This is a genomic window from Pirellulales bacterium (assembly GCA_036490175.1).
Classification (GTDB): domain Bacteria; phylum Planctomycetota; class Planctomycetia; order Pirellulales; family JACPPG01; genus JACPPG01.
On the sequence record DASXEJ010000343.1, the window covers coordinates 15,731 to 42,435 of the forward strand.

General features: G+C 60.8%; 18 protein-coding genes. 8 read left to right on the forward strand and 10 right to left on the reverse strand.

The window, feature by feature from the left end:
- Positions 1-29: 29 nt before the first annotated feature.
- Positions 30-1,274 (reverse strand): DEAD/DEAH box helicase, encoded by a 1,245-nt coding sequence (locus VGG64_25860; GenBank protein ID HEY1603056.1) that lies wholly within the window; start codon positions 1,272-1,274, stop codon positions 30-32.
- 359 nt (positions 1,275-1,633) lie between these two features.
- Positions 1,634-1,765, reverse strand: coding sequence for a hypothetical protein (locus VGG64_25865; GenBank protein HEY1603057.1), 132 nt, complete (start codon positions 1,763-1,765; stop codon positions 1,634-1,636).
- Between the two features lie 596 nt (positions 1,766-2,361).
- Between VGG64_25865 and VGG64_25870 the strand changes: the two genes are divergently transcribed.
- Positions 2,362-3,561, forward strand: a complete 1,200-nt coding sequence (locus VGG64_25870) for a pyridoxal phosphate-dependent aminotransferase (GenBank protein HEY1603058.1) — start codon at positions 2,362-2,364, stop codon at positions 3,559-3,561.
- A 51-nt stretch (positions 3,562-3,612) separates the two neighbouring features.
- Here VGG64_25870 and VGG64_25875 read toward each other — a convergent pair whose 3' ends face one another.
- On the reverse strand, positions 3,613-4,113 hold the full coding sequence (locus VGG64_25875) for a DUF1854 domain-containing protein (GenBank protein HEY1603059.1): 501 nt from the start codon (positions 4,111-4,113) through the stop codon (positions 3,613-3,615).
- A gap of 57 nt (positions 4,114-4,170) precedes the next feature.
- Positions 4,171-6,456: an ABC transporter ATP-binding protein gene (locus tag VGG64_25880; GenBank protein HEY1603060.1), complete on the reverse strand. Its 2,286-nt coding sequence runs from the start codon at positions 6,454-6,456 to the stop codon at positions 4,171-4,173.
- Between the two features lie 304 nt (positions 6,457-6,760).
- Between VGG64_25880 and cphA the strand changes: the two genes are divergently transcribed.
- Together cphA and VGG64_25890 are read left to right on the forward strand one after the other, a co-directional pair.
- Positions 6,761-8,905: a cyanophycin synthetase gene (gene cphA / locus VGG64_25885; protein ID HEY1603061.1), complete on the forward strand. Its 2,145-nt coding sequence runs from the start codon at positions 6,761-6,763 to the stop codon at positions 8,903-8,905.
- Positions 8,906-9,157: 252 nt separating this feature from the next.
- The gene (locus VGG64_25890) at positions 9,158-9,916 is read left to right on the forward strand and encodes a hypothetical protein (protein ID HEY1603062.1); all 759 of its coding nucleotides are present in this window, start codon (positions 9,158-9,160) and stop codon (positions 9,914-9,916) included.
- 18 nt (positions 9,917-9,934) lie between these two features.
- Here the strand turns inward: VGG64_25890 and VGG64_25895 are convergent, their stop codons facing one another.
- From VGG64_25895 to VGG64_25910, 4 genes are all read right to left on the reverse strand, one after another.
- The gene (locus VGG64_25895) at positions 9,935-11,347 is read right to left on the reverse strand and encodes a hypothetical protein (GenBank protein ID HEY1603063.1); all 1,413 of its coding nucleotides are present in this window, start codon (positions 11,345-11,347) and stop codon (positions 9,935-9,937) included.
- A gap of 331 nt (positions 11,348-11,678) precedes the next feature.
- Complete coding sequence (locus VGG64_25900; protein ID HEY1603064.1) at positions 11,679-15,044, reverse strand: DUF1549 and DUF1553 domain-containing protein; 3,366 nt, start codon at positions 15,042-15,044, stop codon at positions 11,679-11,681.
- Positions 15,045-15,095: 51 nt separating this feature from the next.
- Positions 15,096-16,538 carry a c-type cytochrome domain-containing protein gene (locus VGG64_25905; GenBank protein HEY1603065.1) on the reverse strand — a complete coding sequence of 481 codons (1,443 nt, stop codon included), beginning with the start codon at positions 16,536-16,538 and terminating at the stop codon, positions 15,096-15,098.
- 284 nt (positions 16,539-16,822) lie between these two features.
- Positions 16,823-17,320: an ABA4-like family protein gene (locus tag VGG64_25910; GenBank protein ID HEY1603066.1), complete on the reverse strand. Its 498-nt coding sequence runs from the start codon at positions 17,318-17,320 to the stop codon at positions 16,823-16,825.
- Positions 17,321-17,405: 85 nt separating this feature from the next.
- Between VGG64_25910 and VGG64_25915 the strand changes: the two genes are divergently transcribed.
- The 3 genes from VGG64_25915 to VGG64_25925 all read left to right on the forward strand — a co-directional run bounded on the left by VGG64_25915 (position 17,406) and on the right by VGG64_25925 (position 20,651).
- Positions 17,406-18,947 carry a sulfatase gene (locus VGG64_25915; protein ID HEY1603067.1) on the forward strand — a complete coding sequence of 514 codons (1,542 nt, stop codon included), beginning with the start codon at positions 17,406-17,408 and terminating at the stop codon, positions 18,945-18,947.
- A 164-nt stretch (positions 18,948-19,111) separates the two neighbouring features.
- Positions 19,112-20,137, forward strand: a complete 1,026-nt coding sequence (locus VGG64_25920) for a succinylglutamate desuccinylase/aspartoacylase family protein (protein ID HEY1603068.1) — start codon at positions 19,112-19,114, stop codon at positions 20,135-20,137.
- Between the two features lie 148 nt (positions 20,138-20,285).
- Positions 20,286-20,651: an STAS domain-containing protein gene (locus VGG64_25925; GenBank protein ID HEY1603069.1), complete on the forward strand. Its 366-nt coding sequence runs from the start codon at positions 20,286-20,288 to the stop codon at positions 20,649-20,651.
- A 125-nt stretch (positions 20,652-20,776) separates the two neighbouring features.
- Here the strand turns inward: VGG64_25925 and VGG64_25930 are convergent, their stop codons facing one another.
- Positions 20,777-21,019: a hypothetical protein gene (locus tag VGG64_25930; protein ID HEY1603070.1), complete on the reverse strand. Its 243-nt coding sequence runs from the start codon at positions 21,017-21,019 to the stop codon at positions 20,777-20,779.
- Positions 21,020-21,415: 396 nt separating this feature from the next.
- On the opposite strand from VGG64_25930, the gene VGG64_25935 reads away from it, so the two are divergent.
- The gene (locus VGG64_25935) at positions 21,416-24,043 is read left to right on the forward strand and encodes a Tex family protein (protein ID HEY1603071.1); all 2,628 of its coding nucleotides are present in this window, start codon (positions 21,416-21,418) and stop codon (positions 24,041-24,043) included.
- A gap of 4 nt (positions 24,044-24,047) precedes the next feature.
- Complete coding sequence (locus VGG64_25940; GenBank protein ID HEY1603072.1) at positions 24,048-24,518, forward strand: hypothetical protein; 471 nt, start codon at positions 24,048-24,050, stop codon at positions 24,516-24,518.
- 51 nt (positions 24,519-24,569) lie between these two features.
- Here VGG64_25940 and VGG64_25945 read toward each other — a convergent pair whose 3' ends face one another.
- Positions 24,570-26,666, reverse strand: a complete 2,097-nt coding sequence (locus VGG64_25945; protein HEY1603073.1) for a DUF4129 domain-containing protein — start codon at positions 26,664-26,666, stop codon at positions 24,570-24,572.
- Positions 26,667-26,705 lie beyond the last annotated feature (39 nt).

Genomic DNA, 26,705 nt, shown 5'->3' on the forward strand with positions numbered 1-26,705 from the left:
GAATGGCCGCACGGCCTGTCGAGTGCGGTCTACAGTGCGCGGCGAATACGACGAGGCGGGCGTCCACCGCGGCCCATGGCAGGTGGCTTGGGTGGGGCAGGCTGATCGCCCGTATCCCCTGCCGAATGATCATTCTGGGGCGTGCCAGCTTGTCCGCTAGCGACCGGTGGTGCCACACGGGAAACAGCCTCGAAGCCCTCGATTTCGTCCCGTTTCAGCAGCCGTTCGATACGCATCTCGATGCGAGTCAGCTCGGGACCTTCTTCCGGAGTGACGAACGTGTACGCCACCCCCTCGCGTCCCATGCGGCCAGTACGACCGACGCGATGCACGTAGTCATCGCAAAATGCCGGGATATCGTAATTGATGATGTGCGAGATGTTGCTCACGTCGATGCCGCGACCGACGACATCGGTCGCCACCAGGTGACGCACTTTGCCCTCGCGAAAGCTGGCCATGACGCGGTCGCGGGCATTCTGCTGCAAGTCGCCGTGGATGCAATCCACGCACTCCGTGCGCTTCGACAGATTGCGCTGCACTTTTTCGACGCCGCGTTTGGTCCGACAAAAGATGATCGATTGCCGTGGATCTTCGCGCTTCAGCAAACGCACCACGAGCTCTAGCTTTCGATCCGGCGCCACAGTGAAATAATATTGATCGATCGTGTCAACCGCCACTTCGCCCGGTGAGAAGTTCAGACTTTCCGGATCGCGCATGTAACGCCGTGACAAGCGCTCGACCGGCGGAGGCACCGTGGCGCTCAGTAGCAGCGTTTGGCGATCGCTTGGGCAGCGGCGGAGAATCTTTTCGATGTCGGGGCGGAACCCGATATCGAGCATTCGATCGGCTTCGTCGAGCACCACCGTCGTCAATCCATCCAATTGCAACGTGCCCCGTCCAATATGATCCAAGACGCGCCCGGGGGTGCCAACCACCACTTCGGCGCCGCGCCGCAGCTTTTCCATTTGCTCGCGGATCGGCTTGCCGCCATAGAGCGCTACCGCGTGGACCTTGCGGCCATGGGCTAGCTTGGCGAACTCCTCGCGCACTTGCACGGCAAGCTCGCGTGTGGGCACGAGCACCAATGCCTGTGGCCCGCGATGGTCGCGGTGCGATTGCAACCGCTCGATAATGGGTATGGCGAAGGCAGCTGTCTTGCCGGTTCCGGTGCGCGCTTGCCCAAGCACGTCGACTCCGACGAGGGCGCGGGGAATCAGCCCGGCTTGAATGGCAGTGGGCTCGATGTATCCGGCCTGTTCCAGAGCTGACATCATCAGCTCGGAGAGCGAGAGATTCTGGAATCCGAGTCCGGACTCCACGGCGGGGTGGGACAAGTCTTATTCCTATAAGGTTGGCTAAGACGCCACCACCAACCTGAGCGGCGTCTAAATTATTTCCTGGCTATGTTTGATGTAACTATAGCCGTAAAAAGGGTTTTGGTCAATATCCTGAAAGTCGAGTTAACACCGTCTTCCTCCTGGATATTGCAACCTATCCTCGACCCATGAACTGCCAGGTTCCCCGGACAGAGTCCACAGGACAAAAAAAATAGGCCGGAGCGTCTACGCGGGTTGCCGCCCAGACGCTGCCGGCCTTTCTCGTTGTTCCAGAAAAACCGCGAGCCCGAAGGCTCTTACGTGGCGGCGCCCGTCTTGCGCAAAGCCTTCTTCGGCGAGCGCTTGGCCTTCTTGGTCGCCTTCTTGTGCGACGGCTTGGCCTTGGGGCTCTTGGCGATCTTCTTCTTCGTAGCCTTCTTAACTGCCATATCCTTGGCTCCTTAAAACAGGGTCCCCATGCTCGACTGCGAAGACGTCCCCCGGGGTACCCTCTAGGGGAGTCGCCGAAAACAAAATCCGCTTTGCAGCAGATTTGGATGCTTCTTGACCAAGCGAATTCGGAATCGTCGATCCGGCAGTTACCGCCGGATCCGGTCAAACCCCCCGACCGGCGTGCCATTGAACCAGCTTTCTCCAGTTCGCGTCAAGGCGAGTTCCTGCCCGATCCGCCAGACTGACCCTGTCGGCGCAGTTCTCAAAACCAATTTCGGCGGTTCCGCAGTGGCTTCCACGTTCGTCCTGTCATCCGGCGCGCCGACGGATGATTGGCGGACTATGTGCGCAGCCACCGTATTCCGCCGACCGATGTTTTGAATGACAAAGTCCCAGCAATCGCTCGTCCGATTCGTTCCCGATGCGGCAAAGTGCGCATGGCGCGCGTCCTTGGAAGCGAACCCGCGAGCCACTATGATTGTCGGATCACTGGCCGGAATCGGCCCCGCACCGAGCCCACGATCGTGGCCGATTGCGACACTTGCTGCCTTTCAATGAGCCGCTCGTCAGAGCGGCGGAGGAATCCGCTTTTATGGGACTCTCTATATCACGGGCCGTTGAAGCCCTGGAGCCGTCGGCCACAATCGCCATGGCCGCCAAGGCCCGTCAATTGAAGTCGACCGGCAAGACGGTCTACGACTTCAGTCTCGGAGAGCCTGACTTTACGACGCCCGAGCACATCTGTGCGGCCGCGGTTGCGGCAATGAAGGCCGGTCACACGCATTACACGGCCGCAGGCGGAATCGCCGAACTCAAGGCCGCTGTGGCGCGATCCTATTCCGAGCGGCATGGAGTCGAGTACGCGGCGGAACAAGTCGTGATTTCCAATGGCGCAAAGCACTCGCTGCATAATGCGTTCACCACATTACTCAATCCGGGCGAGCAAGTGATCATTCCCGCGCCCTACTGGGTTAGCTATGCCGAACAGGTGAAGCTGGCAGGCGGCGTGCCCATGATTGTCGAAACGGCCGAGCAAGATGATTTCAAACTCAAGCCCGCGCAGCTCGAGCGCGCTATAGCGCCGAAGTCCAAAATTCTGCTGTTGTGCTCGCCGTCGAATCCTACGGGAAGCATGTATTCGCGCGACGAGTTGGTCGCTTTGGCAGACGTCGTGATCGAACGAGACCTGGGAGTGATTTCTGACGAAATCTATGAGCATCTGGTTTACGGCGACAATCGATTTGCCAGCTTTGCCACGATTCGGCCCGGTTTGGCCGAACGAACCGTGTTGGTCAATGGTGTCAGCAAATCGTACGCCATGACGGGCTGGCGCATTGGCTGGACTTTATCACCCGTAAAGTTAGCCAAGGCCATGGACAACTTGCAGAGCCAAGAGACATCAAATCCGTCGAGCATTAGCCAATACGCGGCGCTTGCGGCGCTCACCGGACCTCAACAGTGCGTCGAACAGATGCTGGTGGAATTCGCCAAGCGGCGCGAGTTTGTGAAGGGTCGCATCACGCAATTGCCGAATTTGTCCAGCACGCAAATGAGCGGGGCATTTTACGCCTTCATCAACATCAGCGCGCATCTGAAACGCTCGTATAACGGCGTTCGCGTCGATAATTCGGCGCAGTGGTGCCTAGAGCTACTGTCGCAAAAAAGTGTCGCCACGGTGATGGGCTCGGCCTTTGGTGCCGAGGGCTACGCGCGACTATCATTTGCCAACAGCATGCAGAATCTGGAAGCGGGCTTCGACGCGATCGAGAGCTTCTTGAAGAGTCCGCAATAGTCGGAAATCTTGCCGTGCCTGGAGAATATCTCGCCGTACCGGCCGAGTCGCCTACATGTACCTCTCCAGCACGCGGCGGCTGGTCGAGTCGAGTTGCCGGGTGTCGGGCACCAGGTAGCGCATCCCAGACGAATCGATCAGGATCGCACCGTTCGGGCCGACGCGGCGTACGTCATCCTCGCTCTTCAGCAGGAATTGGGTCGGCCCTCGATCAGTTGTCACTTCCCATTGCGACGGATCGGTATTCGACGAGACGTTCACGATCCGCTGAATCACCGGCATGAACTCGCGCCGGCCCAATTCGTCAACAAGCAGCTTTCGTGTCGCGGCTGGTACGGCATCCAAATCTTCGATCCACAGAACCTCGACGCCTTCGACATTGCAAAGCGAGAGCCAACGCTGGGGATCTGATAGCGGGAAGGAGCGAATGGGCTCGACGCCTACGTGCCGTCGCCCGCTGCCATCGGTAAGGACCAGTCGGCCGAACGAATCGTATTGCAGAGAAAACGACGCTGCCGGTTCGCGGTGGTCCCCCTCCGTATCAGATGCCATGGCGCGAGTGCCTCCTGCGAAAAGGAACCGTTTGCGGATCAGCAAAAGAGGCAAGCGTCACTCGGCAGCTTCCTGCGCCAGCGCCAATTGCGCACGGTGCAAGCGTGCGTACATGCCGGGAAGTTGCAGCAAGTCCTGATGCTGCCCGCTTTCCACGATCCGACCACGATCGAGCACGATCAGTCGATCGGCTCGGCGGAGCGTGCTGAGGCGATGGGCGATCGCGATTGTCGTGCGCCCTTGGATGAGGTTGTCCAGCGCCTCTTGAATCTCGCGCTCGGTTTCGGTGTCGACCGAGCTGGTGGCCTCGTCCAGGATCAGGATACGCGGGTCGATCAACACGGCCCGGGCTATCGAGATCCGTTGCCGTTCGCCACCGGAGAGCGTTTGCCCACGCTCGCCGACCAGCGAATCATACCCGTCGGGCAGTCGCATGATGAAGTCGTGGGCTTTGGCGGCGCGTGCTGCGGCGACGATCTCCGCGCGGCTGGCGTCCGGTCTGCCGTAGGCGATATTTTCTGAAATCGTGCCATAAAACAGGAACGGGTCCTGCAGCACGACGCCAATATGGCGCCGATACTCAGACACGGAGAGCTGTCGCACATCTACGCCATCGATCAACACCGACCCCTCGGTCACGTCGTAAAAGCGGCACACTAGGTTCACCAGAGTACTCTTGCCAGAGCCGCTGGGGCCAACCAGGCCGATCAGTTCGCCCGGTGCGATTTTGAGATCGACATTTTCGATAACCTGCCGATTTCCGTAGCGGAAACCGATACCGCGGAGTTCGATTTCCCCACGGATCCGACCAGGATTCACGGGATTGGCCGGTTCGGGCACGCTGGGGACGCGATCGAGCACTTCGAAGATTCGTTGCGAGCTGGCCGCGGCCCGTTGCGTCATCGAGAACATGCGGCTCATCGACTCTAGCCTCGTGTAGAACCGCATGATGTATAGGTAAAAGGCGAAGAGATATTCCGGCTCGATCCGGAAATCAAAGACTCGCCAGGCCCCGAACGCCCAGACCACCATCAAGCCTGCCGTGTTCAAAAACAGCACCAGCGGCCAGAAGAAGGCCCATACCGTGTTGACGCGATTGTTGGCCTCGATCACACGATCGTTGGCGCGCTGGAAGCGACGGATCTCGCGCTGCTCTTGGGCGAACGCTTTCACGACCCGGATGCCGGGAATCGTATCGGCCAGGACATTGGTCATTTCCGACCAGGCGCGGCCGCCGCGCTGAAAACCGTGCTGCAATTGTCCTCGCACGTGGTAAACCAGCCACGCCACCAAGGGCAACGGCAAGAGGGCAGCCAGAGCCAGCACCGGGTCCCAAGTGAAAAGAATGATTGATATACCGATAAACATCAGGATATCGCTGGCGAAATCGACGACGTTGTCCGCCAGAAAGTTGCATATCCTGTCAGTGTCGCTCGAAATGCGCGCAATGAGGTCGCCCGTACGCTTGCCGCCGAAAAACTCCAGCGACAGTTGATGCAGGTGCGCGTAGGTCTGACTGCGTAAATCGCCCGCGATGCGCTCGCTGACCCGCGCCATCACGATGCCCTGGGCCCAGCCGAACAGCCACGCTGCAATGGCCGCCGCGCCCATGCCCATCAGGCAATAGGAAACCAACCAGCCCAGGGGCGGGCCGTCGTGATCCTGCAGTGCGTCCAGGGCTTTCTCTCTCGCGGCAGGCGTGAGCCGTCGTTCTTCGGTAATTTCCTCGTACTTCTCGTAATGCTGACGTAGTCCCGCCATGAGGGGAACTGTGAGGTAGTAGGGCACCAGCCCTACGGCCGTGGTTGCGACCGTGAGAACAAAACCCAACAGAATCAAGCTGGAACGTTGCCGAGCGAATCGCGCCAAGCGGAACAGGGCGCGCGTGCTGACCGCTTCGGCGGCAGGCTGCGCAAACGTTTCCGCTTCTTCCTGCTCTTCCGAGTCGAGCGGCAACCCGCGCCGCACGGCATCGAAGCGGCGCACGAACTCGTGTGCGTCAACGGCGCGGCCGTTTGTATATCGCCAGTACCCCAGGCGGGCGTCGGTTCCCAATAGTTCGAGCATGCCCAGGCCGTTGCGCTCTTTCGCGCGCAGGTTCGCGACACTTGCTAGCGGCCAGGACTGCCACGTTGCGTTACCGCGATCTTTTTCCGCGGCCGTCACTTCCGCCGATAGCAATCGGCGGTCGGTGAGCAACACTAAACCGTCGGCATAGTCGAGCGCTGTGTCGAGATCCGGAGCAAACCAGGCGTGGATGACTTCGCCCGCATCCAAGTGCGCCAGAGCAACACGGCGCCACGCATCAGGAAGAGCCGGAAGAATGAAGGGTACGTCGTCCAAGTGAGGATAGCTCCAAGAAAGCGGGCGTGTGCGGTGCGCGGGGAGATACAAGCTCTGGCGGGGCGGCAGTCAATTGTAAACCCTAAAACCGCTCGGACAAATGCGTTCGCGAAAACCATTGCCCTTCCCGTAGTTCCGGTTTTTGGCGATTCTTCGGCCCTTGACCGCCTGTGGCCGGGTGCGTAAAGCTGAGCGGACGGGGAATGCGGGTGTCCGCTGCGGGGGTTGGGTTGCGCCGCTGACTATATGTGGCGCCGCAACGTCCGTCTGCATAACTAGTTGCACTCAGGGTTCTAGGTGGCTCATGGAAATCCGTCGGATTCGGACGTTGCGAGGTTCCAACACCTGGGCTTGGTTTCCGGTGCTGGAAGCCTTGATCGACCTGGGGGAATTAAAGGATTCGCCTTCCAATGAGTTGCCCGGCTTCAACGAACGAGTCATGTCCTGGCTCCCTACCATGATCGAGCACCGTTGCTCGATCGGAGAACGAGGGGGCTTCTTCGAGCGCTTACGGCGCGGCACTTATCAGGGACATATTCTCGAGCACGTCACACTCGAGTTGCAGCAACTGTGTGGCTGCGACGTCGGCTTTGGCAAGGCGCGCGAGACCACCGAAGAGGGAGTCTACAAGGTGGTCATCGAATTCGAGGACGCCGTGTTGGGGCACGAATGTTTTGCGACGGCCATGCGATTGAACCAGGCCGCCGTTTACGATCGGCCTTTTGACATCAAGTCCGAAATCGCCCGCTTGCGCGAAATGGCCGACGATGTGTTGCTAGGACCGAGCACACGCGCGATCGTGGCGGCGGCCGAGACGCGCAACATTCCCATCCATCGGCTTACCACGGGCAGCCTCGTACAGTTGGGATGGGGCGCGAGGCAGCGGCGCATTCTTACAGCCGAAACAGATCGCACCAGCGCTATCGCGGAGTCGATTGCGCACGACAAAGAGCTGACGCGACAGTTGCTGCGCACCATCGGCGTGCCAGTTCCTGAAGGACGCCCCGTCTCCGACGCAGCTGACGCCTGGGAGGCTGCGCAGGAAATCGGTTTGCCCGTCGTCGTTAAGCCGCGCGACAGCAACCACGGCCGTGGCGTCTTCACCGGACTGACCTCGCGCGAGCAGGTGGCCGCCGCGTTCGCGTACGCCGATGGCGTTGGCAGTGGCGTGCTTGTCGAGCGGTTCGCGCCGGGACTCGAACACAGATTATTGGTTGTCAACGGCCAGGTGGTCGCGGCATCGCGTGGCGAGCCAGCGGTGATCGTGGGGGACGGCGCCCGCAATGTGGCGCAACTCATCGACGAACAGCTCAACTCGGATCCACGTCGCGGAGAGGACTGTTCGAGCCTGCTGTATACGATCGAGCTCGATCCCGTGACGACCTTGGCGATCGAACAGCAGGGATTTCAACCGGATTCAGTGCCGGCGCCCGGCACGAGGATTCTGATCAAGCGGAATGGCAACGTTGATACTGATATCACGGATCGCGTTCACCCTGACGTCGCGGCGCGGGCCATCGAGGCGGCGCGCGTCGTCGGCCTCGATATTGCAGGACTCGATATCGTCGCCGAGGACATCGGCCGTCCGTTGGAGGACCAGGGGGGCGCCGTGGTGGAAGTCAACGCGGGCCCGGGCCTGCAAATGCACGTCCAACCATCGGCCGGCTCGCCGCGGCCGGTCGGCGAAGCGATCATCGCCACGATGTTTCCTGCCGGTGAGACAGGCCGCATTCCACTCGCGGCGGTGACGGGAAATGTCGCCAGGACAGCAACCGCCCGGCTGTTGGGTAATATTCTCGACCGGGGCCACGGCCCCGTGGGGATCGCCACGAGCGACGGCGTGTACCGTAACGGCGACCTGGTAAAGCGTGGCGACGCTAGTGGCTATGACGGCGCCCGGGCCGTGCTGCAACATCCGCTCGTCGAATGGGTCGTGTGCGAGGTCAGTGCTCAAAGCGTACGTGACGAGGGATTGGGCTTCGACTCCTGTGACGTGGCCGTGGTGACCGGCGTAGGGCAGGAGCATCGTGCGGATCTGGCGGACGCCGAAAAGGTCGAACAGGTTTCGGTGCTGAAACGCTGCGTCGTGGAAGCAGTGGCTCGCGATCGCGGCTGGGCCGTGCTCAACGCGGAAGATGCGGCCGTTGTCGGCATGGCCGAGTATTGTCACGGTGCGGTGATCTTCTACGCGCGCGATCCGCGCAATCGAGTGGTCGTCGAGCACCGCGCCAAGGGAGGGCGGACGGCATCGGTCGTCGACAACAATTTGGCTTTGTTCGACGCGGACAAGCCACTCTGGGAAATCCCCGTTCCCGAGGCCGGCAAACTCGACGTTACCGTGCTGGATTACGCGCTGCCAGCCGCTGCCGCAGCCTGGGCGCTCGGCCTTTCGGCCGACGAAATCCGACGTGGCTTGGCACGGTTCGCTCCTCAAACGGTAGACGCCTGATATCCGTCACGCGCGTTCAAGTACACAGCAATCCCCCTGCTAGCTGTATCATCGGCGGGCCATTTGGGGATTAGCGCGCATCTGCACAGCTTACGGCGTTTGCCGAGAACTGGGCGAATTCTCACCAATGCCAGTCGCGACCGCCGACTGCATGAATGACGCGATGCCCGGCATCGCTTGCTTGCGTCGCTGGCCAAGTCCCATTCTCCGGCACAGGGCGCACACTTTAACGCTACGGAGTGGAGTATCGTCATGCGGTTACTAACCTGGCCGGTTCTTGCTGCCGCGCTGGCCCTGATTCCTGCCGAGCGCACCGAAGCGCAGAGCGGCATACGCGTCGTGCGGGCGACAGGGACGTCGCGAACCTCGGACGCGGCGCAACGCGACAACGGACCCTCTCTGCGTCTGACCTCGCAGGTTACCAGCGAAGAGATCGTCACCGAAGAAGGCCAGGTCTCCGGCGAATACGCTGATGCTGGGTACGCTCCGGGTGAGGCTGCTACGGGCGTTTCGTGCGGGGCTGCCTTCGGTGGCCCCGGTGCCTCTGGTTATTTCCCCGACTTTGGCTACACAGCCGCCGGTGGTCGCATGTCGGTATGGCCGGGAGTGCCCGCCTGCTGCGACCCCTGGTTTGGCTATTGCGGCGAGCCGCGCTGCTTCAATGCCTGCGGTTGCCATCAAGGAACGTATCAGTACTTCCACTGCGCGTCGGGTGCTTGTTCACCGGAATTGATTAAATGGAACAAAGGGGGTGCTTGCTGCAAGCCGTCGGCGATGTGCTACGGGGCGAAGGGATGCAGCACGGCAGCTACATGTGCCAAATGCCGGTCGGCGTCTTTCACGCCGGGGAGCAGCGGAGCAGGCACGGGTTGCTGCACGCAGGATACCGCGAATACAAGCGGTGCCGTCGTGAAGCCAACCCCCGTAGACAAACCCAAGGCGCCCCGCAACGACCTGCCCACCACGTCTGCCGGACCATCGGCCCGCCGCGCCAACGCGCCCCGGACCTAGCTGCGTCTCCGGCTCGAACTATCGGCTCGCGGCGTCCCCCTCGGTGACGGACAGTTGCCAGCCTGTGCTCGTTGCTCGGAATTCATACGTTCCTGATCGCAGGGAGAGTTCCACATCATCGAAGTCGCCGCCTGGATGGAACTTGACCCGCCATTCACGACCGGCCGGCAGATGCTGGGAATGTCCCGGCGCCATTGAGAACACATAGCCGTTCACCAGGTAGCGGATGGCACCCGGGCTTTCCGGCGGGTTGACCAACAGTAGCTCGGTAGCGACCTCGGCATCTGTGGCAGTGTCGCTGGCGACTTGTGTGCCAAGCGCGCCTTCCTGGTTTACAGGCTCGTTCAAGGTCTGTGCTACTGCTTCTCTGGTGTCGCGGTCAGAGTCCATCGCGTCCGTGGTCGCCGTTTCGGCCGTTTGCGCGTCGCTCGGGACTTCCGACGTCGACGCGCCGTCCAGATTATTCGCTGCGTCTTCGCTGTATGCCGCCGCGCTGAGTTGAATAAGGGTTTCGGCCGGTTCGTGAGCGTATTCCGGGTCCGTTGCCAGTCTTGTTTCGACAACCGATTTGATGATTGCGGTGAGCGTAACCGGTCTCTCATCCGAGGGCGGAGCTGTTCCGCCAAACAACTGCGCTATGGCCTGCCTGGCTGTATCCGAGGTCGGAGCTACCGAGTTGCCGATCGATCCTTCGGGAGATTCGCTGTGACGGGCCAATTGGCCGGCCAGTACTTGCAGTGAGTTTAGTCCAGCCGACCCTTCGTTCTGAGGTTCGGTCGCAGACAATGTGGCGTCTGCCTGGGTGTCGTCCGTAGTGGCCGAGAGGCGCTGAACGCCGTCTGAACCCAATGCGGCGAAAACGCGTACGACCACGTCCCGTGACGAGTTCGCGAGCACCTTCGGTTCGGCAGCTTCTGTTTCTGTCGGCGCTGACACGACGTTGCCGTACTGCTGGTCGGCATCAGCCACGTCTACCGTAGTGGACAAGTCGTCGGCAGATTCAGCAGTGTCCGACGCTAATCCGCTTTCGCGAATACGCACGATCGAAGCCTCGACGACATTCTCAATCACCACGATCTGAGGTGGATTTGTCGCCGCCAGAATCAGGGCGTCATCCATATTCGTCGCGTTGGCCGAGTGCGTCATGGTAGCAACTGGCGCGATATCGGCAGCGATCGTCTTCGGCTGCGGAGCCTGCTCAGCCGTTTGAGAGGCAGTGTTCTGCGCCATCGGGGCTTCTGTGGCTTCGACTGCCAAGGCTATCGGGGCAGGCGCCGGTTCACTCCGCAGATATGACCCAACGAGTTGCCCGCCGCGCACGGCAATGAACAAAGCCGCGGCAACGATCAACACCATGTAGAGCTGCCGTTTCATCTTCGCCGACCCCAACTGATCTGTGGAGCGCGGCAAGAACTTGGATGTGTAGTTCATGGTGTTAGCCTCGCGCATGGGGGGGTCGGCAATGATCAGGGAAAGGGGCGCAGCGTCAAAGACGAGGCACCACCTATTGAAAACATAGGCCGCAGCCGTCCGAAACGCCGGCCCGAAACCCGCTCGTCAATGCCACGCCTGGACTTCGCCGGACAGGCCGAGCGATGGAAAGGGAGCGGCACGTAACGATTACAGGAGACGTAGCGATGAGATGGGGCGAGCTTCCCCAAGAACGCTGGGCACATGCTCCGCGCCGCCCGAGCGCCTTTGCGCGTCAATTTCCCCGCACCGCTCGAATCGCGGACAACCGGCGATTGCGTGGCATACCGAACTAGCGATTGAACAAGAACGCCGGGCTATTGATCAACGCCCACGCAAGGTCCTGAGCTCCCTGGAGCCGGTATTGGGCGTGGGCCTGCCGCGCAGCTTCAAGCGTGGCACTTAGCCGCATCCATTCCGTATCCTGCGTCCGGTAATAGGCACTTAGCGCCGCTTGCTGCTCAGCCGTGCGGGTCGTCGGCGCCGTCGCCAGGATGGCAACGATTTCGCCTGGCATCGTGTCCATTTTGACAGGTCGCTTGGCCGTGGTCGCCGAGATTCGGAACCGCCCCAAGGTATGCTGACCGCCGTAGGGTTGATCGAGGACGATGGACAATACGCTGCCACCCGCGATGCCGACATCCTCGCCGGTCGCGAAGATGGCCGCATGTGGTTTGCCAAACTGCGGCATGACGGCCCAGCCGGAATTTGGCTCGGCATCAATCGCGCCGGCCGCGGCATAACCCTCTTGAGCGAAGTCGGCTTCGCCCCCTTGCAACGCCACGGCGCGCCCGGCGGCCAGGTCGCCCTGTGGTGCGATGGATACGCGGACGCTACCTAAAACGAAATTCCCGTTGGGCGAGCGACCGGGTCCGCTGGCGGGCAAGCTGGCGTCTGGCAACGCTTCGATGCGGAGCGCCGTAATGCCGGCCAGTTTCGTCCCGGCCAGGATCGTGTATTGGTCGGTATTCGGATTCGTCCCGGTCGCGGCAATCGCGCCGTCCGCCTGCTGGACGAGCGTTGCGCCGCCAGCCGAGTTGGCCGTCAGAACGTCGAGCGTTGTCCAGGTGACGATCTGTTGTTGGGTCTCCCACTCGGCCTGGCGCGCCGGCAACTGCTCGCGCTCGAACACCACCTGTTTGGCCTGCAATGTTTCGTACTCGTCCTTCGCAGCGTTAATGGCAGCGATACCGGCGGCCGACTCCTCGGCCTTCGGGAAACGATCCAAAATCGAGACAAAAAGCTCTTCTACCAGCTTGGAATCGTCCGGCTGGGCGCTGACCAACGACGTGATACGGTTCTGCGGATCCGCGATCGCTTCGGCAATCGTCGGTCCATTAACCAGGTTCAACGCCTGCCCCAACATAACACCGGTCGAACGCTCGCACTCGCAAGCGCTCTCACGTGGCGGGCGACCGAACAGATTCAAAAAACCATCGGCCAGCTCTACGCCGCTGTCAGGCAACTGAGCAGCCAAGAATCCCTCGGGCACTCCCGGCAGGCGCGGCCGCGAGCCGGTAGCGACGTGAACAGCGTCAAAGAGCGTTTCCGCTGGCAGTCGGCGCGCCAGTGCGTGCGAAAAATTGATCTCGTCGTCCTGATTCCACTGGTTGGTAGTCAACGATTGTTGATAAACGCGCGACTTACAGATTTCACGGAACAACTCGCGAACGTTAAAGCCGCTGCCGATGAAATCCGACGTCAGCCGGTCGAGCAATTCCGAGTTTGAAGGCGGATTACCAGCGCGAATGTCGTCAATGGGCTCGATGATGCCCATGCCCAGCAAATAGCTCCAAATCCGATTGACGTAGCTCTTGGCGAAATAGGGATTGTCTTGTGACGTGATCCAGCGGGCGAGCTGCAGGCGGCGCGCAGGCGCCGCTTGCGCGGCTTCAGCGCCGGGATAGGTGTAAGGGAACGAAGGGGGAGTTACCTTGCCTGTTCGCTCGTGCGTCACTTCGCCCGTTCCTTGATCGTAGACGACCTCAACTAGCGGCAGGGCTTGCTCGACAGCAGTGCCGGCCAAGGTGCGGCCGGCAAATTCGGGCGAGGCTTTTCGTCCCACGTGCGCAAAATACGCGGCCAGGCTGTAGTACTGGTCCTGGGTCCAGCGCTCGAACGGATGGTCGTGACACTTGTTGCAATTAAATCGCACGGCAAGAAACAACTGTGTCGTGTTCTCCATGGCGTCGACAGGCGCGCGGAGAACCTTGTAGTACGAGGCGGGTGGGTTCGCCAGCGTCGACCCTGACGCGGTCAGCACGCTGTACACGAACTTGTCGTACGGCATGTTGTCCGACAGTGCCTGGCGGATCCAATTACGGAACGCCCAAGCTCCCTCTTCGCCGAGGAATTTGCGATTCACCTGCAACAGGTCGGCCCACTTGTTGGTCCAGTGGTCGACGAATTCCGGGCAGCCGATCAAGCGATCGATCGTCTCGTCGCGTTTTATCCTGGTATCACGTGTGTCGACCAGAAACGCGCGTACCACCTCGGGCTGGGGCGGTACGCCGACCAGGTCCAGATAGACGCGTCGTAAGAATTCCGCGTCACTGCACAAATCACTGGGCTGCACCTTGATCTTCTTGAGCTTGTTGTAAACGAGCGTGTCGAGGTGCGTGTTGGCCGGCGGGTCTTGCCAGGCGAAGCCGCTGCGATCTCCCATCACGATCACGGTCGTGGCGGCGTAGGCTCCTTCGTATCGTGCCAGCAGCGATGATTCGCCGCGTCGCGTGCCAGTGGCAAGGCCTTGCTTGTCGACTTCGACCGAGTCGGTGACGCTGCTTTCTAGAAACGCCTCCGCCGTGACGTCGCGCACGGTGCCGTCCGCGTACGTGGCTGTGACGATCACTTGCTGCTTCATGCCGGGCAATGGGATCTGGGGACTTTGCGGTAGGACCTCGATCTTGGTCACACGTGGTGTGTCGAGATCGAGTTTTACGCCGTCCGCGATCCAGGCGCGCAGCAGTTCGTAGTATGGCTCGCCACGATGCGTCACAACGCCGCCCATGTGGGGCACGCCCCCGGCGGGCTTGAGTAACATCAAGCTTTGGTCCGGAGCGGCGCGATTGAAGCGGCGACCGGCCAGATCGTCGGTCAGCGCACGATGGTCGAAGAGTGGGTCGTAGCCGCGCAGCGACAGTTTGAAGCCGTTCTTGCCATTGGCCGCGCCGTGACAAGTGCCCGCATTGCAACCCATCTTGGACATGATGGGATTCACGTCGCGAATGTAACTCACGGGTTCGTTGTGTTTTTGACCGGTGACCGTGACGGGAATCGACAGCATCTGGCCCGCCAGCGAGACTTGCAATGCGGACTGACCGTCGGCCATGGGTCGCACGATGCGATGATCGTTCAGCTTGACGATTCCGGCGGGCTCCTCGATCGCGACCATGCGCGTGACATCGACCCGTTCGCCGCTGGCCAGTACTCCGGTTACCAGCAACTGGGCGTAGGTATACTGATTCGCGAGCGAGATACTGGTGGGTATCGCTTCCAGCGCGACCAACTGCGCACCGTCCGGCAGTTTTTCTGCCGCAGCAACAGAAGAAGCTGTCGCGTCGGGTGCGGCCTGCGCCATGCCGACGACGAGCAATACGGCAACTCCGACACAGGCACACCGGCCAGCGATTTGCGGCATGGTCCGATTATTGAACATGTTGAAACTTCCTCTCCGCGTATCGTGGAAATCGGTATCGAGGTTCGCGTCCTAGCGAGTGGCCTGCTGCGCGGTGGCAGCGACCGCGAGCGGAACTGGCAGGAACTCACGCTGTAACTTGCCGGAATCGGGATCATATACTCGCACCATGCCGTCGAAGCCGCCGACAGCCACTTCTTTGCCTCCCGGTCGAAAGGCCACGGTGTAGATAGCGCCATGCTCGTAGGCGAATCGCGATACGAGCTTGGCGTCGGCTTCCTGGTAGACGCGGACTTCGCCTTGGCCGTCCTGCGAACTGCCGGCCACGATCCGCGATCCATCAGCGCTATACCGCACCGAGAAAATGCGGCCTGGCATCGGTTCAAACGCACGGATCAGATTGAAGTCGTCGCCGATCTGGCGCGCTTTAGTGCGGTGCATTTGATAAATCTTGGGAGTGCCGTCCGCGCCTCCCACCAATAGCTCATCCTTCTGTGGGTTACGATCCACCGTGATCAGGCCCCCTTTGAGGGCACCGGGCGTGATGCTGGTGATATTGTCGACGAAACGTTCAGTGGCCACTTCGTTGAGCTTCATCGAGCGGTCGCGGCTGACGCTGATCAAGTGCGAGCCATCGACGGAGAATACTGTGTCGAGCACCCAATCGTTATGCGCGCCCTGAAAGAATATTTGCTTGCCGGTCGCAGCGTCGATAGCGCGGCAAGTATTATCGGCACAGCCGAATGCCACTTTTGTTCCATCGGCACACCAACTGGCGCCATAGATGGTGTCATACGTGACGAGCGCCGACTGCTTGAGTTCGCGCGTCGCAACGTCCCAAATCTGCACTTCGCCGAAACGACCCGGGGAGCCCCCGGTCACAGCCAGACGCGTTCCATCGGGAGAGAATCGCGCCGATTCAATACGTTCGGACAGTCCTATGAGACGGCCAGCCAGGCCACTGCCGTCGGCACTATGGAGCAGCACTTCGTGGTAGCCCGAGACAGCTATCAGCGATCCATCGGGCGAGTAATCGAGCGAGGTTAAAACCGGTGTCGCCGTATAAACCGGTGGGTGATCGCGATCGACCGCAATTTCGGCTGCCTCGGGCGTATCGTCCGCGGCCCCCTCGGCAATCCAACGCTTGATGAGCTCGACCTGATCCGGCTTGAGAGGCGCCGCTCCCTTGGGCATGGCCGGCGGCTTATCGCCTTGAGGAAGAATCTGAGAGAGCAACTCGCTTTCTTCCGGCTTGCCGGCCACGACGCCAGGTGCGCCGCTTTCCCCGCCTTTTTTGATCCTTTCGTAGCTGGTCATCACCAGGCCGCCAAGTTGCTTGGCCGGCTGATGACACCCCTGGCAACGATCCTGCAGCAGCGGGCGAATATCGCGATAGAAGCTGACACTGACGGTGGGCTTCGCGTCAGCGGGCTTGGCATCGTCAGCCGTGGCACCTGAGGCGCCGACCGAAAGACCAATACCAACGATGAGGACGATCAGGCGCGAGAATCTCATCCGCGACCTCGGGGTGATTTTTCGTCGACGGCGGGCGTTAGCTACGGTTCGTTCAAAGGGGCGCCCATGGTTCGGCAATCGGTAGCTTGCCGTGGCGGGAATCGTGGCTACCAGCGGCAGCAACGACCACATGGAGCCTCCTCGCACCAAAGTTCAGCACGAGGCCCCCCTCGTCCGGTTCAATATAGACGGGCGAGGATTGGTGAAGCAAATAGATTGCAAAAACACGGCTTCCGCGCGACCCCCCCCGTGTCGAAGCCCGAAACGGCCCTTCCCGGCTTTGCCTAGGTTCCGCCGATCGTCGCCGTGCCAGTCAGAACGGTAGTGGCTGCGGGGGCAACCGAAACGGCCACTGTATCGTCGATCCACAGTTTTCGCTGTGCGCCGCGCACCGCAAAGTACAGTGCCAGCCCCACCGGCCCAGCCACCAATGTTAACAGCAGGCAGGGGACCACTAGAAAATGCGGGACGCCCAGCCGGCGGGCGTCGCGGACCTCCCAGCTGCCGATGAATAAATCGAAAGCCAGGTAATGGATCCAGCCGGCCAACAGCAGGCGGTCGCTCTTAAACAGCTCGCGCACCCCCGCCAGGCTGTTGAAATCTCCCTCGACCTGCCCAAGGCCGGTTGCCATTAAGTAGGCATAGAAGAGCGCCAGAACAAGTGGGATGAGAACCGGCGCAATCAATTGCGTCGACCAGCGCCACCATGGTGCAACGATAAGCAGCAGCCAGCCGGGCAGCGCCAGACCGCTTGCTAAGCTGAATATCGATTCGAGGTCCATGCGCATTCGACCTTGCAGAACGAGGTAGCTTGATGCCGCCGCCGACGGACTCGCTGACCAGCCAGGCCCAGTCTATCATCGGAGCATGATCGAGAATACGAGTTTCGCGCCTCCGGCGTCATTCCTCAAGTCGCCCTCGATTGCACACTTAGCCATCGCGATGGCTTGCGTATGGTGGGCATTGCCGTGCAGTGTGCTGCAGGCGGCCGGTCGCCCCAACGTGCTGTGGATCTGTGCGGATGACCATGCCGCGTACGTCTGCGGTGCCGACGGGAATCAGCAGGTGCGCACGCCGCGGCTCGATAATCTGGCCACCGCCGGGATGCGGTTCAGCCGCGCGTATTGCAACGCGCCAGTCTGCACGGCCTCGCGGCAGTCCTTTCTCACCGGCCGGTATCCGCACAGTGTCGGCGTGACATTACTGAAGACGCCGCTTGCCGAGAGTGAAACGACGCTGGCCGAGATGCTGAACGAGGCCAGTTACCGCACGACCGCCATCGGCAAGATGCACTTCAACAGTCCGCTCAAACACGGATTCGATCACTTGATCGATTTGCCGGACCACAAAAGGACGATCGCCACCCGGCAGCCAGAACCATTGCCTGCTGGGATTGACGTATTACCTGAGTGGAGGCCCTTTCGAGATCCAGCGCGTATCTGGCTGAATGGCTTCTGCCGACCCTATGGCGCGACGGACGCTGACATGGCGGGGACGTTTTTTGCCGCCGAGGCAGGGCGACAGCTGTGCGCCGCAGGCGACGAGCCTTTTCTGCTGATGGTTAGTTTCTACGAGCCGCACTCTCCTTTTCATTTTCCCATCGAGTTCCGCGGTCGGCACGATCCAGCACAGTTCGCAGTGCCGGAATTGTGCCCAGACGACGAAGGACAGATTCCCGCTTGCTTTCGTGGTTTGTCGCGCGAAGAAAAACAGGGAATCATCGCGGCTTATTACACGTCCGTCGAGTTTCTCGATAAGAATGTCGGCCGCGTGCTCGATGAATTGGCCAAATCAGGCCATGCCGACGATACGCTGGTGATCTACACCGGAGATCACGGCTATATGCTCGGCCAACATGGTCGCTTCGAGAAACATTGCTGCTTCGAGCCGGCGGTGCGTGCCCCCTTGGTCATGCGACTGCCAGGCCGTGTGCGCGCCGGCATCACGTCGCCGGCGCTGGTCGAGTTAATCGATATCGTGCCGACCGTTCTCGAGCTATGCGGCGTGTCGGTGCCCAAGGCCGTACAAGGTCGCTCACTGGTGAAGGTACTCGATGGCGGAACCGAGGTTCATCGCGACTGTGTGTTTGTGGAATATGCCGAGAATGAAGAAGCCATGATTCGCACCGACCACTGGAAACTGATCTATTCCACAGGACGACGCGAGCGGCAAGACGGTTACACCACCGGACGGCCATTGCCTGGGAAGACCGTGTTGCTATTCGATGTCGAGGCCGATCCTGACGAAACCACGAACCTTGCGGCGCGACCAGAGCATGCCGCGCTCGTCGACGAACTAACAACGCGCCTGGCGGATCATATGCGCGGCATCATGCGTGGCCCTGACGAAATCCCCGCGGGTGCAACAGCCGACCAGATTCTTGAGAAATGCCTACCGCCGACCGAGTAAGTCGCAAAGACCGGCGAGCGTTGGCAGACTGGTGGCCCTGGAAGCCCTCCACACTTCTTTAATAGAGTGTGGCCGTGGCATTTGCGAACGGCATATGTGCCGGTTAGCATGCCCGCTTCCTGTAGCACAGTACTTTGTTAATTCCTTGGAACACGCCCCGCCTCATGGATTCCAGCCCCATCGTTTCTACGGTCGATTTCGACCGCCCGGGCAAGCAGCACGGCCATTTGTGCGTGCCCTATTCATACAACCTGGCGGGCTGGGCGAATCTGTTGATTCCATGCACCGCGATTGGCAATGGTACGGGACGCACCGCTTTGGTGATGGCCGGCAATCATGGCGACGAATATCCAGGCCAGGTCGCCATCATGCGGTTGTTGCGAGAACTCGATCCTGCTCAGGTTCAGGGCAGGCTGATTTTGATTCCGGCGCTGAACGTGCCAGCAGCCAAGGCTGCGACGCGACTTTCTCCGCTGGATGGCAGGAACATGAATCGGGCATTTCCCGGGCGCGCCGATGGGACCGTCACCGAGATCATCGCGCATTACCTGACGACGGTGCTCTTTCCGCTGGCCGATATTGTCATTGACCTGCACACCGGCGGCCGCAGCATGGACTTTTATCCCTGTGCGCACATGCATCTCGTGCCGGATCGCGCGCAGCGGCAAGAAATGATCGCCGGTACAACCGCCTTCAACACCGACTTTTCGTTTTTATACGCCGATATCGCCGGTTCTGGATTGTTGCCGGTGGAAGCCGAACGGCAGGGCAAGATCGTCATCACGACCGAGATGGGCGGAAGCGAGAATGTGACCGCCGCCGTCCACCGGACTACCCAAAACGGCTTGAAAAATGTGCTGACCCACTTTGGGCTGTTGGCCGGCCGGCCCGAATCGCGCGAGCAGCGCGGCCTGCCGCCGACGCGGTGGGTTCAAGCACTGGAGCGCGAAGATTACCGCTTTGCGCCGGAATCGGGTATCTACGAGAATGTGGCGGATCTGGGCCAGGATGTCGCCGCAGGCGAGCTCGTGGGACAGATCCATTTTCTTGAACGTCCCGAGCGCGATCCTGTTCCGATTTTCGCCCCCACGGCCGGAGTGCTTTTGGGCACGCGCGCGCCGTCGATGGTTGCGCAGGGAGACTGCGTGGCTTGTATCGCGCACGACGTGGAACTAGGGGCGATTGCATAACGCGCAACAGTGGCCGCGAATGGTGTCACGGGATATGCTCATACTTGTCGGGATATGGGCAGCGGCTTAGACTGCAGGCCCTTGGGCCCCCGCGGATCGCGTACCAGACGGGGCAAGTTTCGATTTAGGAGTTTCGACGCGACGAGAGTTGCTCGCTGCCGCTATGGTGCAAATTCGCCGGCAAAGAGACGTGACGGTAATTGCGCTCGATGCGGAGTACGGCGCGCTGGATCAAGCCAGGTTTCAGGATGCGCGCGATCGGCTATTGGCCGAAGCGCAATCCGCCGAGCCGCCACTGGTGGCAATCGACCTCTCCAAGACGAGCTACATGGGGTCGGCATTCATCGAGGTGCTGGTACGCGTTTGCAAGCGAGTTAATGCACGGAACGGCCGGCTCGTACTGTGCGGAGTGCAGCCTTTTTGCGCCGAGGTGTTGGTCACCATGCGGCTGGACAAGATTTTCGAGACGTTTCCAGACGTCGACGAAGCGGTGAGTGAATTAAGCAAGGCGTAACCCCGCGATGCCATTTCGCCTAGTGCCAGTTTCCGGAGCGAACTCGGCGGGCGCAAAGAAAAACCGGCCGTCTCGAAGAGGCGTCCGGTGAAGAAGAAACAATGCCAGATGTCCGCAAGGTGTGCTCAAGCGGACGGACGGCGACAATGTTGATAGGCCAGAATAACCTCGTACAGATCCATCGAGATGGTGATCTCGTCATCCTCGAAGTCGCGTAGCCAGGTGCGCTCGCTGCGCACGGCGTCGGCTAGTAGAGGAAAAATCTCGCCGAGTCGAAGCTGCACATTGTGCTCCTGCGCTTGCGACCGCCCTGCGGTGGTCGTGGCAGACTCGGGACCGTGATAAACACGCAATTGGCTACGGGACATGACAACGCATCCTTACGTCGCGGATCCCTGGGACGAGCATCGGGCCGCACCGCTAGCACCCGATGTCGTGTGCGCGGAAAACAACGCGCACCGCTCTGCGCCCACCCTGGTTTCGTGTTGCATGTATCGGCTAAGAGCGTTCTGCAGGTTTGATCTATTTGGCCGAGAAAGCATTCTTTTCGCAGAGTCCGCGTGGCACCGATTGCCGGTGCGTATACATGGTTGAAATCTGGGGTCTCCCGATTTACGGGAATTGCGCAGGCTGGGTAATATTGTGACCTCTCGGCGGCTTGACACGAATGTCGGGTGTTTCTAGATTGCGAAACGATTAAGGCCTTGGCAGAAGGAACCTTGCGTCGAAGGCACCCCCTTCGATCCGCGGGTCATGTGGAGCGTATGATCTCTTCGATCGATCTCGATCTCATAAAAGTCGCACAGCCGCTCGCCCTATCGCCCGACCGCGTCGCGGCAGTTATCGACCTGCTCGATAGCGGCAATACTGTGCCGTTCATCACCCGCTACCGTAAGGATCAGACGGGCGGAATGGATGAAGAGCAGATCCGCGCCGTTCAGGAACGGGTACTCAAGCTACGGCAGCTAGCAGATCGCAAGCAGACGATCCTCCGCTCGATCGAATCACAGGGCAAGGCGACGCCGGAATTGACGGCGCTCATCGAGGCCGCGGACACGATGAAGCGGCTCGAAGATCTGTATTTGCCATACAAGCCGAAGAAGCAAACGCTAGCTACCGCGGCGCGCAGCCGCGGACTGGAGCCGCTGGCGGACGAGATCCTGTCCGGCGATCCCGCCTGCGTCGATCTCGACGCCCGCGCCGCAGACTTCGTCAATCCCGACCGGCAATTGAAAAACATCGGCGACGTGCTGCTGGGTGTGGGGCACATTTTGGCCGAAGTCGTTAGCGAGCGCGCCGATCTGCGAGGCCGGCTGCGAACGATTCTGGAAGAAAGCGGTCGCCTGGTCAGTACCGCCACAGAGACCGAATCCAAAGAAACCGCCCATGCCGCCGAACCGGTCGCGGACCCGGCCGCCGAGCTGGACGGAGAAAAGGCCGAGGCCGTGCCGCCGCCTCCTGTAGTAAAGAAGGGAAAAGGCAAGCCAGACGGCAAGGCGTTCCGGGATTTCTTCGATTACAGCGAAGCGCTCGCCAAGATTCCACCGCATCGCGTGTTAGCTATCAATCGTGGTGAGCGCGCCAAAATTCTGCGCATCAAGATCGAAGCCGACACCGAGGGCATGTACCGGGCACTCGACGAATTGGTCGTTGGCGTGGACCGGCTGCACGCCGATTTCTTGCGTGGCGTCGGTCGCGATGCACTCGCGCGGCTGATCCTGCCCAGCTTGGAACGAGAAATGCGCCGCGAGTTGACCGACCGTGCCGAGACGCACGCCGTCGACGTCTTCGCCCGCAATCTGCGCAAGCTCCTACTGCAACCCCCTGTGCGCGACGGACGCGTGTTGGCGCTCGACCCCGGCTTTAAAAGCGGCTGCAAGCTGGCCGCACTCGACGAGTTCGGCAATTTGCTCGATCATGGCGTGGTGCACCTTGTGGGCAGCGAAGAGCGGCGGGCTGCAGCCAGAGCCAAGATCGTGGAGTTGATTCACAACCATCGCCTGTCGGTTATCGCAATCGGCAACGGCACCGGTTGCCGCGAGACAGAGCAATTCGCGAGCGAGCTGATTGCCGGCGAACTCGCGGCAGACAATATTTCTTACGTGATTGTCAACGAGGCGGGCGCCAGCGTTTACTCTACGAGCCAGATTGGACGCGAAGAGTTCCCCGCGTACGACGCCACGCTACGCGGAGCGATCAGCATCGGCCGGCGCTTGCAGGATCCGCTCTCAGAGCTGGTCAAGATCGACCCGGCCAATATTGGCGTCGGTATGTACCAGCACGACGTCAAGGCGAAGCATCTGCGCGAGTCGTTAGACGCAGTCGTCGAGTCCTGCGTCAACTTCGTCGGCGTCGACCTGAACACGGCCAGCGCTCCGCTGTTACGTTATGTCTCTGGCCTGAATCAGCTCACCGCGCAGCGACTGGTCAGCCATCGCATGGCGCACGGACCTTTCGCGAGCCGCGCGCAGTTGCGCTCGGTTTTAGGTTTTGGCGAGGCGGCATTCGTCCAGGCCGCCGGATTTCTCAAAATCGTAGGGGGCGACAATCCGCTCGACGTCACCTGGATCCATCCGGAAAGCTACGCTGCCGCCGAGCAGCTGCTCGAAAAAACCGGCGCCACGCCCGCCGTCCTGACCGACAAAGCCCAGGCGGCCGAGTTGGATCAGCGCTTGGCAACCGCCGATCTGGCGGAACTGGCTACCACGGTGCAGGTCGGCGCACTGACGCTGGCCGACCTTGTGACCCAGTTAGCGCGTCCCGGCCGCGACCCCCGCGAATCGCTCCCCAAGCCGATTTTCAAGAAGGGAATTCTCAAGCTCGACGATTTGGCGCCGGGCCTGGAGTTGTTGGGCACCGTGCTGAATGTGGTGGACTTCGGCGCGTTCGTCGACATTGGCTTGAAAGATAGCGGCCTGGTTCACGTCAGCCAATTGTCCGCCAACTTCGTCAAAGATCCCCACGACAGCGTTTCGGTAGGAGACATCGTGCGCGTGTGGGTGATGGCCGTCGATAAGGAACGGCGTCGCGTGTCGTTAACCATGATCGATCCGGCCGCGCGTCGTAGCGCCGAAGAGCGACGTGCACCGCGCGTCGAGAAACGCCGTCCAGAACGGCCGGCAGCCACGCCATCCGGCGGCGGAGGGGGACGTCCAGGCTTTGGGCAGCGTCAAGGCGGCGGTCAGCGTCCCGCACGCGCGGATAACGCCTACGGCAAGAAGCCGGCGCCGCATTCACCGCCGCGTGCCAAGCCGAAGCCACGCCCCGTCGTGCCGTTGACCAAGGATATGGCCGAGGGGCGCGAGCCGCTGCGAACATTTGGCGATCTGAAACAGTTCTTCGAACAGAAGCGCCCCGATGAGACATCGGCGGGCGAGCAATCGTCGAGTTAGCCGCATGGACTTTGAAAAGCGCTTGCAAGAAGCGATTTCTCGCGGCCAGCAACAGCATGCCGCCAAATCGCAGACCCAAGCCCAGCAGGCTGTCAGCGAAGAAGAGTTGCGCCGATTGCACTCGCAATATCGGCTCGAGCTGTCGGATCATATCGAACAAGCGGTGCGGCGGCTGCCGGATCATTTTCTTGGATTTCGTTACGAATCGCTGTCGGGAGATCGCGGTTGGGGGGGCGCGATCAGCCGCGATGACGTACGCCGTGGCGGCAATTCGTTCAGCCGTTTGGAAGTGGCCGTACGCCCTTTTTCTGCTTCTCACGTCTTGGAATTGACGGCCAAGGGAACGGTTTCCAATAAAGAAATCTTCAACCGCACCCATTTTCAGCGTATCTGGGAAGTCGACTTGGCCAGTTACCGCCAAATGGTCGACCTGTGGATCATCGAATACGCCGAACGCTATGCGGCGCAGGCATAGCAAATCGCCCGTGCGATGATTCGCTCCGAGTCATCGTCCTCGTTTACGGCGCTAGCCGCGCGCCGTGGACAGTACGGCGGCCGCTTGACGCAAGGCCGCCCAAAGCCGTTGGACCCCTCCGAGATCATTTGGCCCCAGGGTCTCGCGCGCGTAGGCCATGCGGGCATACAGGCTCGCCAAGTCTTGCACCCCAGCCGCCAGCGGCGGGCGTGCGTCGGCGAGCCGGGTGGCGAATTCCAGCGGCGTCTCGTCGCTCCGCCGGGCGAGATCTTGTTCGGCAGCCCAGGCCTCGAGCGCCTCGAAGCTGTATTGCACGACCGCGTTGGGGGCGTGGCGCGTGGCGGCGCCGCACACAAAAGGATCGGCAAACGACGCGAACGGACGTAACGTTGCGCGTTGCGATTCGAGTTCGGCGGCAGCCTCGACGGCTTTGCGCCGCCCGCCGAACAGGCTGTTCCAAAGATCCATGAGCTCTTGCCGCAACCGTGCCAGGAGCTCTTTGACCTGGGGCCAATACCGCACCAGACAGTAAATGCCGACCAGGATAATGACGGCATAAACGATCATTCTTAATAACGACAGCAGCGACAAGCCCATCGTTAACGGAGCGCTCGGCAGGGCGGGCGCTTGCTGCGCATGCTGAGACATTGCTTGGGCCATCTTCGACGAAGTCTGATCGCGCGCTTCGGCGGATTTTTCGCTGCGACTCTGAGTCTCAGTGTTTCCACCCGGTTGGCCAGCGCTCGATTGCGAGTTCGATTGTTGCTGCTTCGCCGCGTTGTCAGTTGCCGGCGGTTTGCCGCCCGATTGTTGTTCTTGCGGTGCTGCGAGGCTTTGCTTGCCGGCTGGCGACTGCGCATTCTGCTGCGACGCCTGCGAGTTTTGCTGTTGTGCCGCTTGCTGCGGGCTGGATTTTTGCTGGCCGCTTGAAGATTGCCCGGCCGATTGTTGTCCAGATGGTTGCTGGCCAGATTGCTTTTGTCCGGACTGCTGCGTTGCTGAAGATTGTTGTCCGGACGCGTTGGTGCCGGCCGGCGACTGCGACGGATCGGTCGAGCCCGGTTGCTTTCTGTCGGCGCGACTGTCGCCCGAGGTTGTCGAAGGGTCGTTCTGTCCCTGCGCGGCAGGCGGATCTTGCTTCAGTTGCGCTGGGTCGTTTGCAGGGGCGGTTGACGAAGAATCGCCATGGCCTGGGCTGTTACGTAGCGGTGCGTACGAATTGGCATCGCGCTCCGGCGAGCCCAACGAACCAGTGATCGACGAGATTGCATATTCGGGATTAGGGCGTGGAATCAGCATCGCCACGATCAAAATGACGACGCCCATCGAGGCGCCTACTCCCAGCCAGGCCCCCGCCATTTCCGCAGGCATTTCCAGCCGGCGCTGTCTCAAGTAACGACGTAGTCCTAAAAAACTCGTGGTCAGCAACAGGCCGAGCGCGCTTGCTACGTATCTCACCATTAGCCGGAAGGCGTATTGTCGGTCTCCCTCGCCAACAAAGTGTTGGCCCAGTCCAAAGATCGGTAGCGCGGCCAACGAGAAATAAACCACCGTCAGCCCCGGCGGCGCTGATCGACTCAGGCTCCGCTGCCACCAGGCGAAGAAACGCTTGAACACGGGTTGTGGTGGAGCGGGTGGCGCGGTAGTCGCGACCTTTTTGTCCTTCGTGCGTTTCGCGGTAACGGTTTGCTTTTTGGCGGGTGGCGTCGCGCTGGTTTGCGATTCCGCGAAAGGAGCGTCGAATCCGGCCGCTTCCAGCAAACCCTCGCCAGAGGCGTCATCTTCGTCGTCGACCAGCGTGCAATTCCAGACCAGATGACTTGCGCACCACCAGATCACCCCCAGCACGCACCAGGCCCACCAAGGATGGTCGGTGAACTTGATCATGGCCAACGCGGCCACGCCTCCCAAAGCCAGGCCGAACATGCTTGCCCGCTCGGCTCCTTCCATGATCGAAACACGGCTGATCAGCACCGCGGCGAATACGAAGCAAGTCATCGTCCAGTACATTCGCCCTTCGAATTCGCCGGCATAGAACACCGTGAGCAGAAAGTACGCCAGGCTGCTGACCAGCACCATGATCAGCGCGGGACTAATGGCGATTGCCATGTAATCGGCCAGCGTCGGTTCTGGACGCGAGTTTGCCATGTCTCGTTCTCAATCACACTTCAGTCGCATGGTCGCGCG

Coding starts and splice junctions, on each gene's coding strand:
- VGG64_25860 (HEY1603056.1), bottom strand. CDS start 1,274: ATGATGTCAGCTCTGGAACAGGCCGGATACATCGAGCCCACTGCCATT.
- VGG64_25865 (HEY1603057.1), bottom strand. CDS start 1,765: ATGGCAGTTAAGAAGGCTACGAAGAAGAAGATCGCCAAGAGCCCCAAG.
- VGG64_25870 (HEY1603058.1), top strand. CDS start 2,362: ATGGGACTCTCTATATCACGGGCCGTTGAAGCCCTGGAGCCGTCGGCC.
- VGG64_25875 (HEY1603059.1), bottom strand. CDS start 4,113: ATGGCATCTGATACGGAGGGGGACCACCGCGAACCGGCAGCGTCGTTT.
- cphA (HEY1603061.1), top strand. CDS start 6,761: ATGGAAATCCGTCGGATTCGGACGTTGCGAGGTTCCAACACCTGGGCT.
- VGG64_25890 (HEY1603062.1), top strand. CDS start 9,158: ATGCGGTTACTAACCTGGCCGGTTCTTGCTGCCGCGCTGGCCCTGATT.
- VGG64_25895 (HEY1603063.1), bottom strand. CDS start 11,347: ATGAACTACACATCCAAGTTCTTGCCGCGCTCCACAGATCAGTTGGGG.
- VGG64_25900 (HEY1603064.1), bottom strand. CDS start 15,044: ATGTTCAATAATCGGACCATGCCGCAAATCGCTGGCCGGTGTGCCTGT.
- VGG64_25905 (HEY1603065.1), bottom strand. CDS start 16,538: ATGAGATTCTCGCGCCTGATCGTCCTCATCGTTGGTATTGGTCTTTCG.
- VGG64_25910 (HEY1603066.1), bottom strand. CDS start 17,320: ATGGACCTCGAATCGATATTCAGCTTAGCAAGCGGTCTGGCGCTGCCC.
- VGG64_25915 (HEY1603067.1), top strand. CDS start 17,406: ATGATCGAGAATACGAGTTTCGCGCCTCCGGCGTCATTCCTCAAGTCG.
- VGG64_25920 (HEY1603068.1), top strand. CDS start 19,112: ATGGATTCCAGCCCCATCGTTTCTACGGTCGATTTCGACCGCCCGGGC.
- VGG64_25930 (HEY1603070.1), bottom strand. CDS start 21,019: ATGTCCCGTAGCCAATTGCGTGTTTATCACGGTCCCGAGTCTGCCACG.
- VGG64_25935 (HEY1603071.1), top strand. CDS start 21,416: ATGATCTCTTCGATCGATCTCGATCTCATAAAAGTCGCACAGCCGCTC.
- VGG64_25940 (HEY1603072.1), top strand. CDS start 24,048: ATGGACTTTGAAAAGCGCTTGCAAGAAGCGATTTCTCGCGGCCAGCAA.
- VGG64_25945 (HEY1603073.1), bottom strand. CDS start 26,666: ATGGCAAACTCGCGTCCAGAACCGACGCTGGCCGATTACATGGCAATC.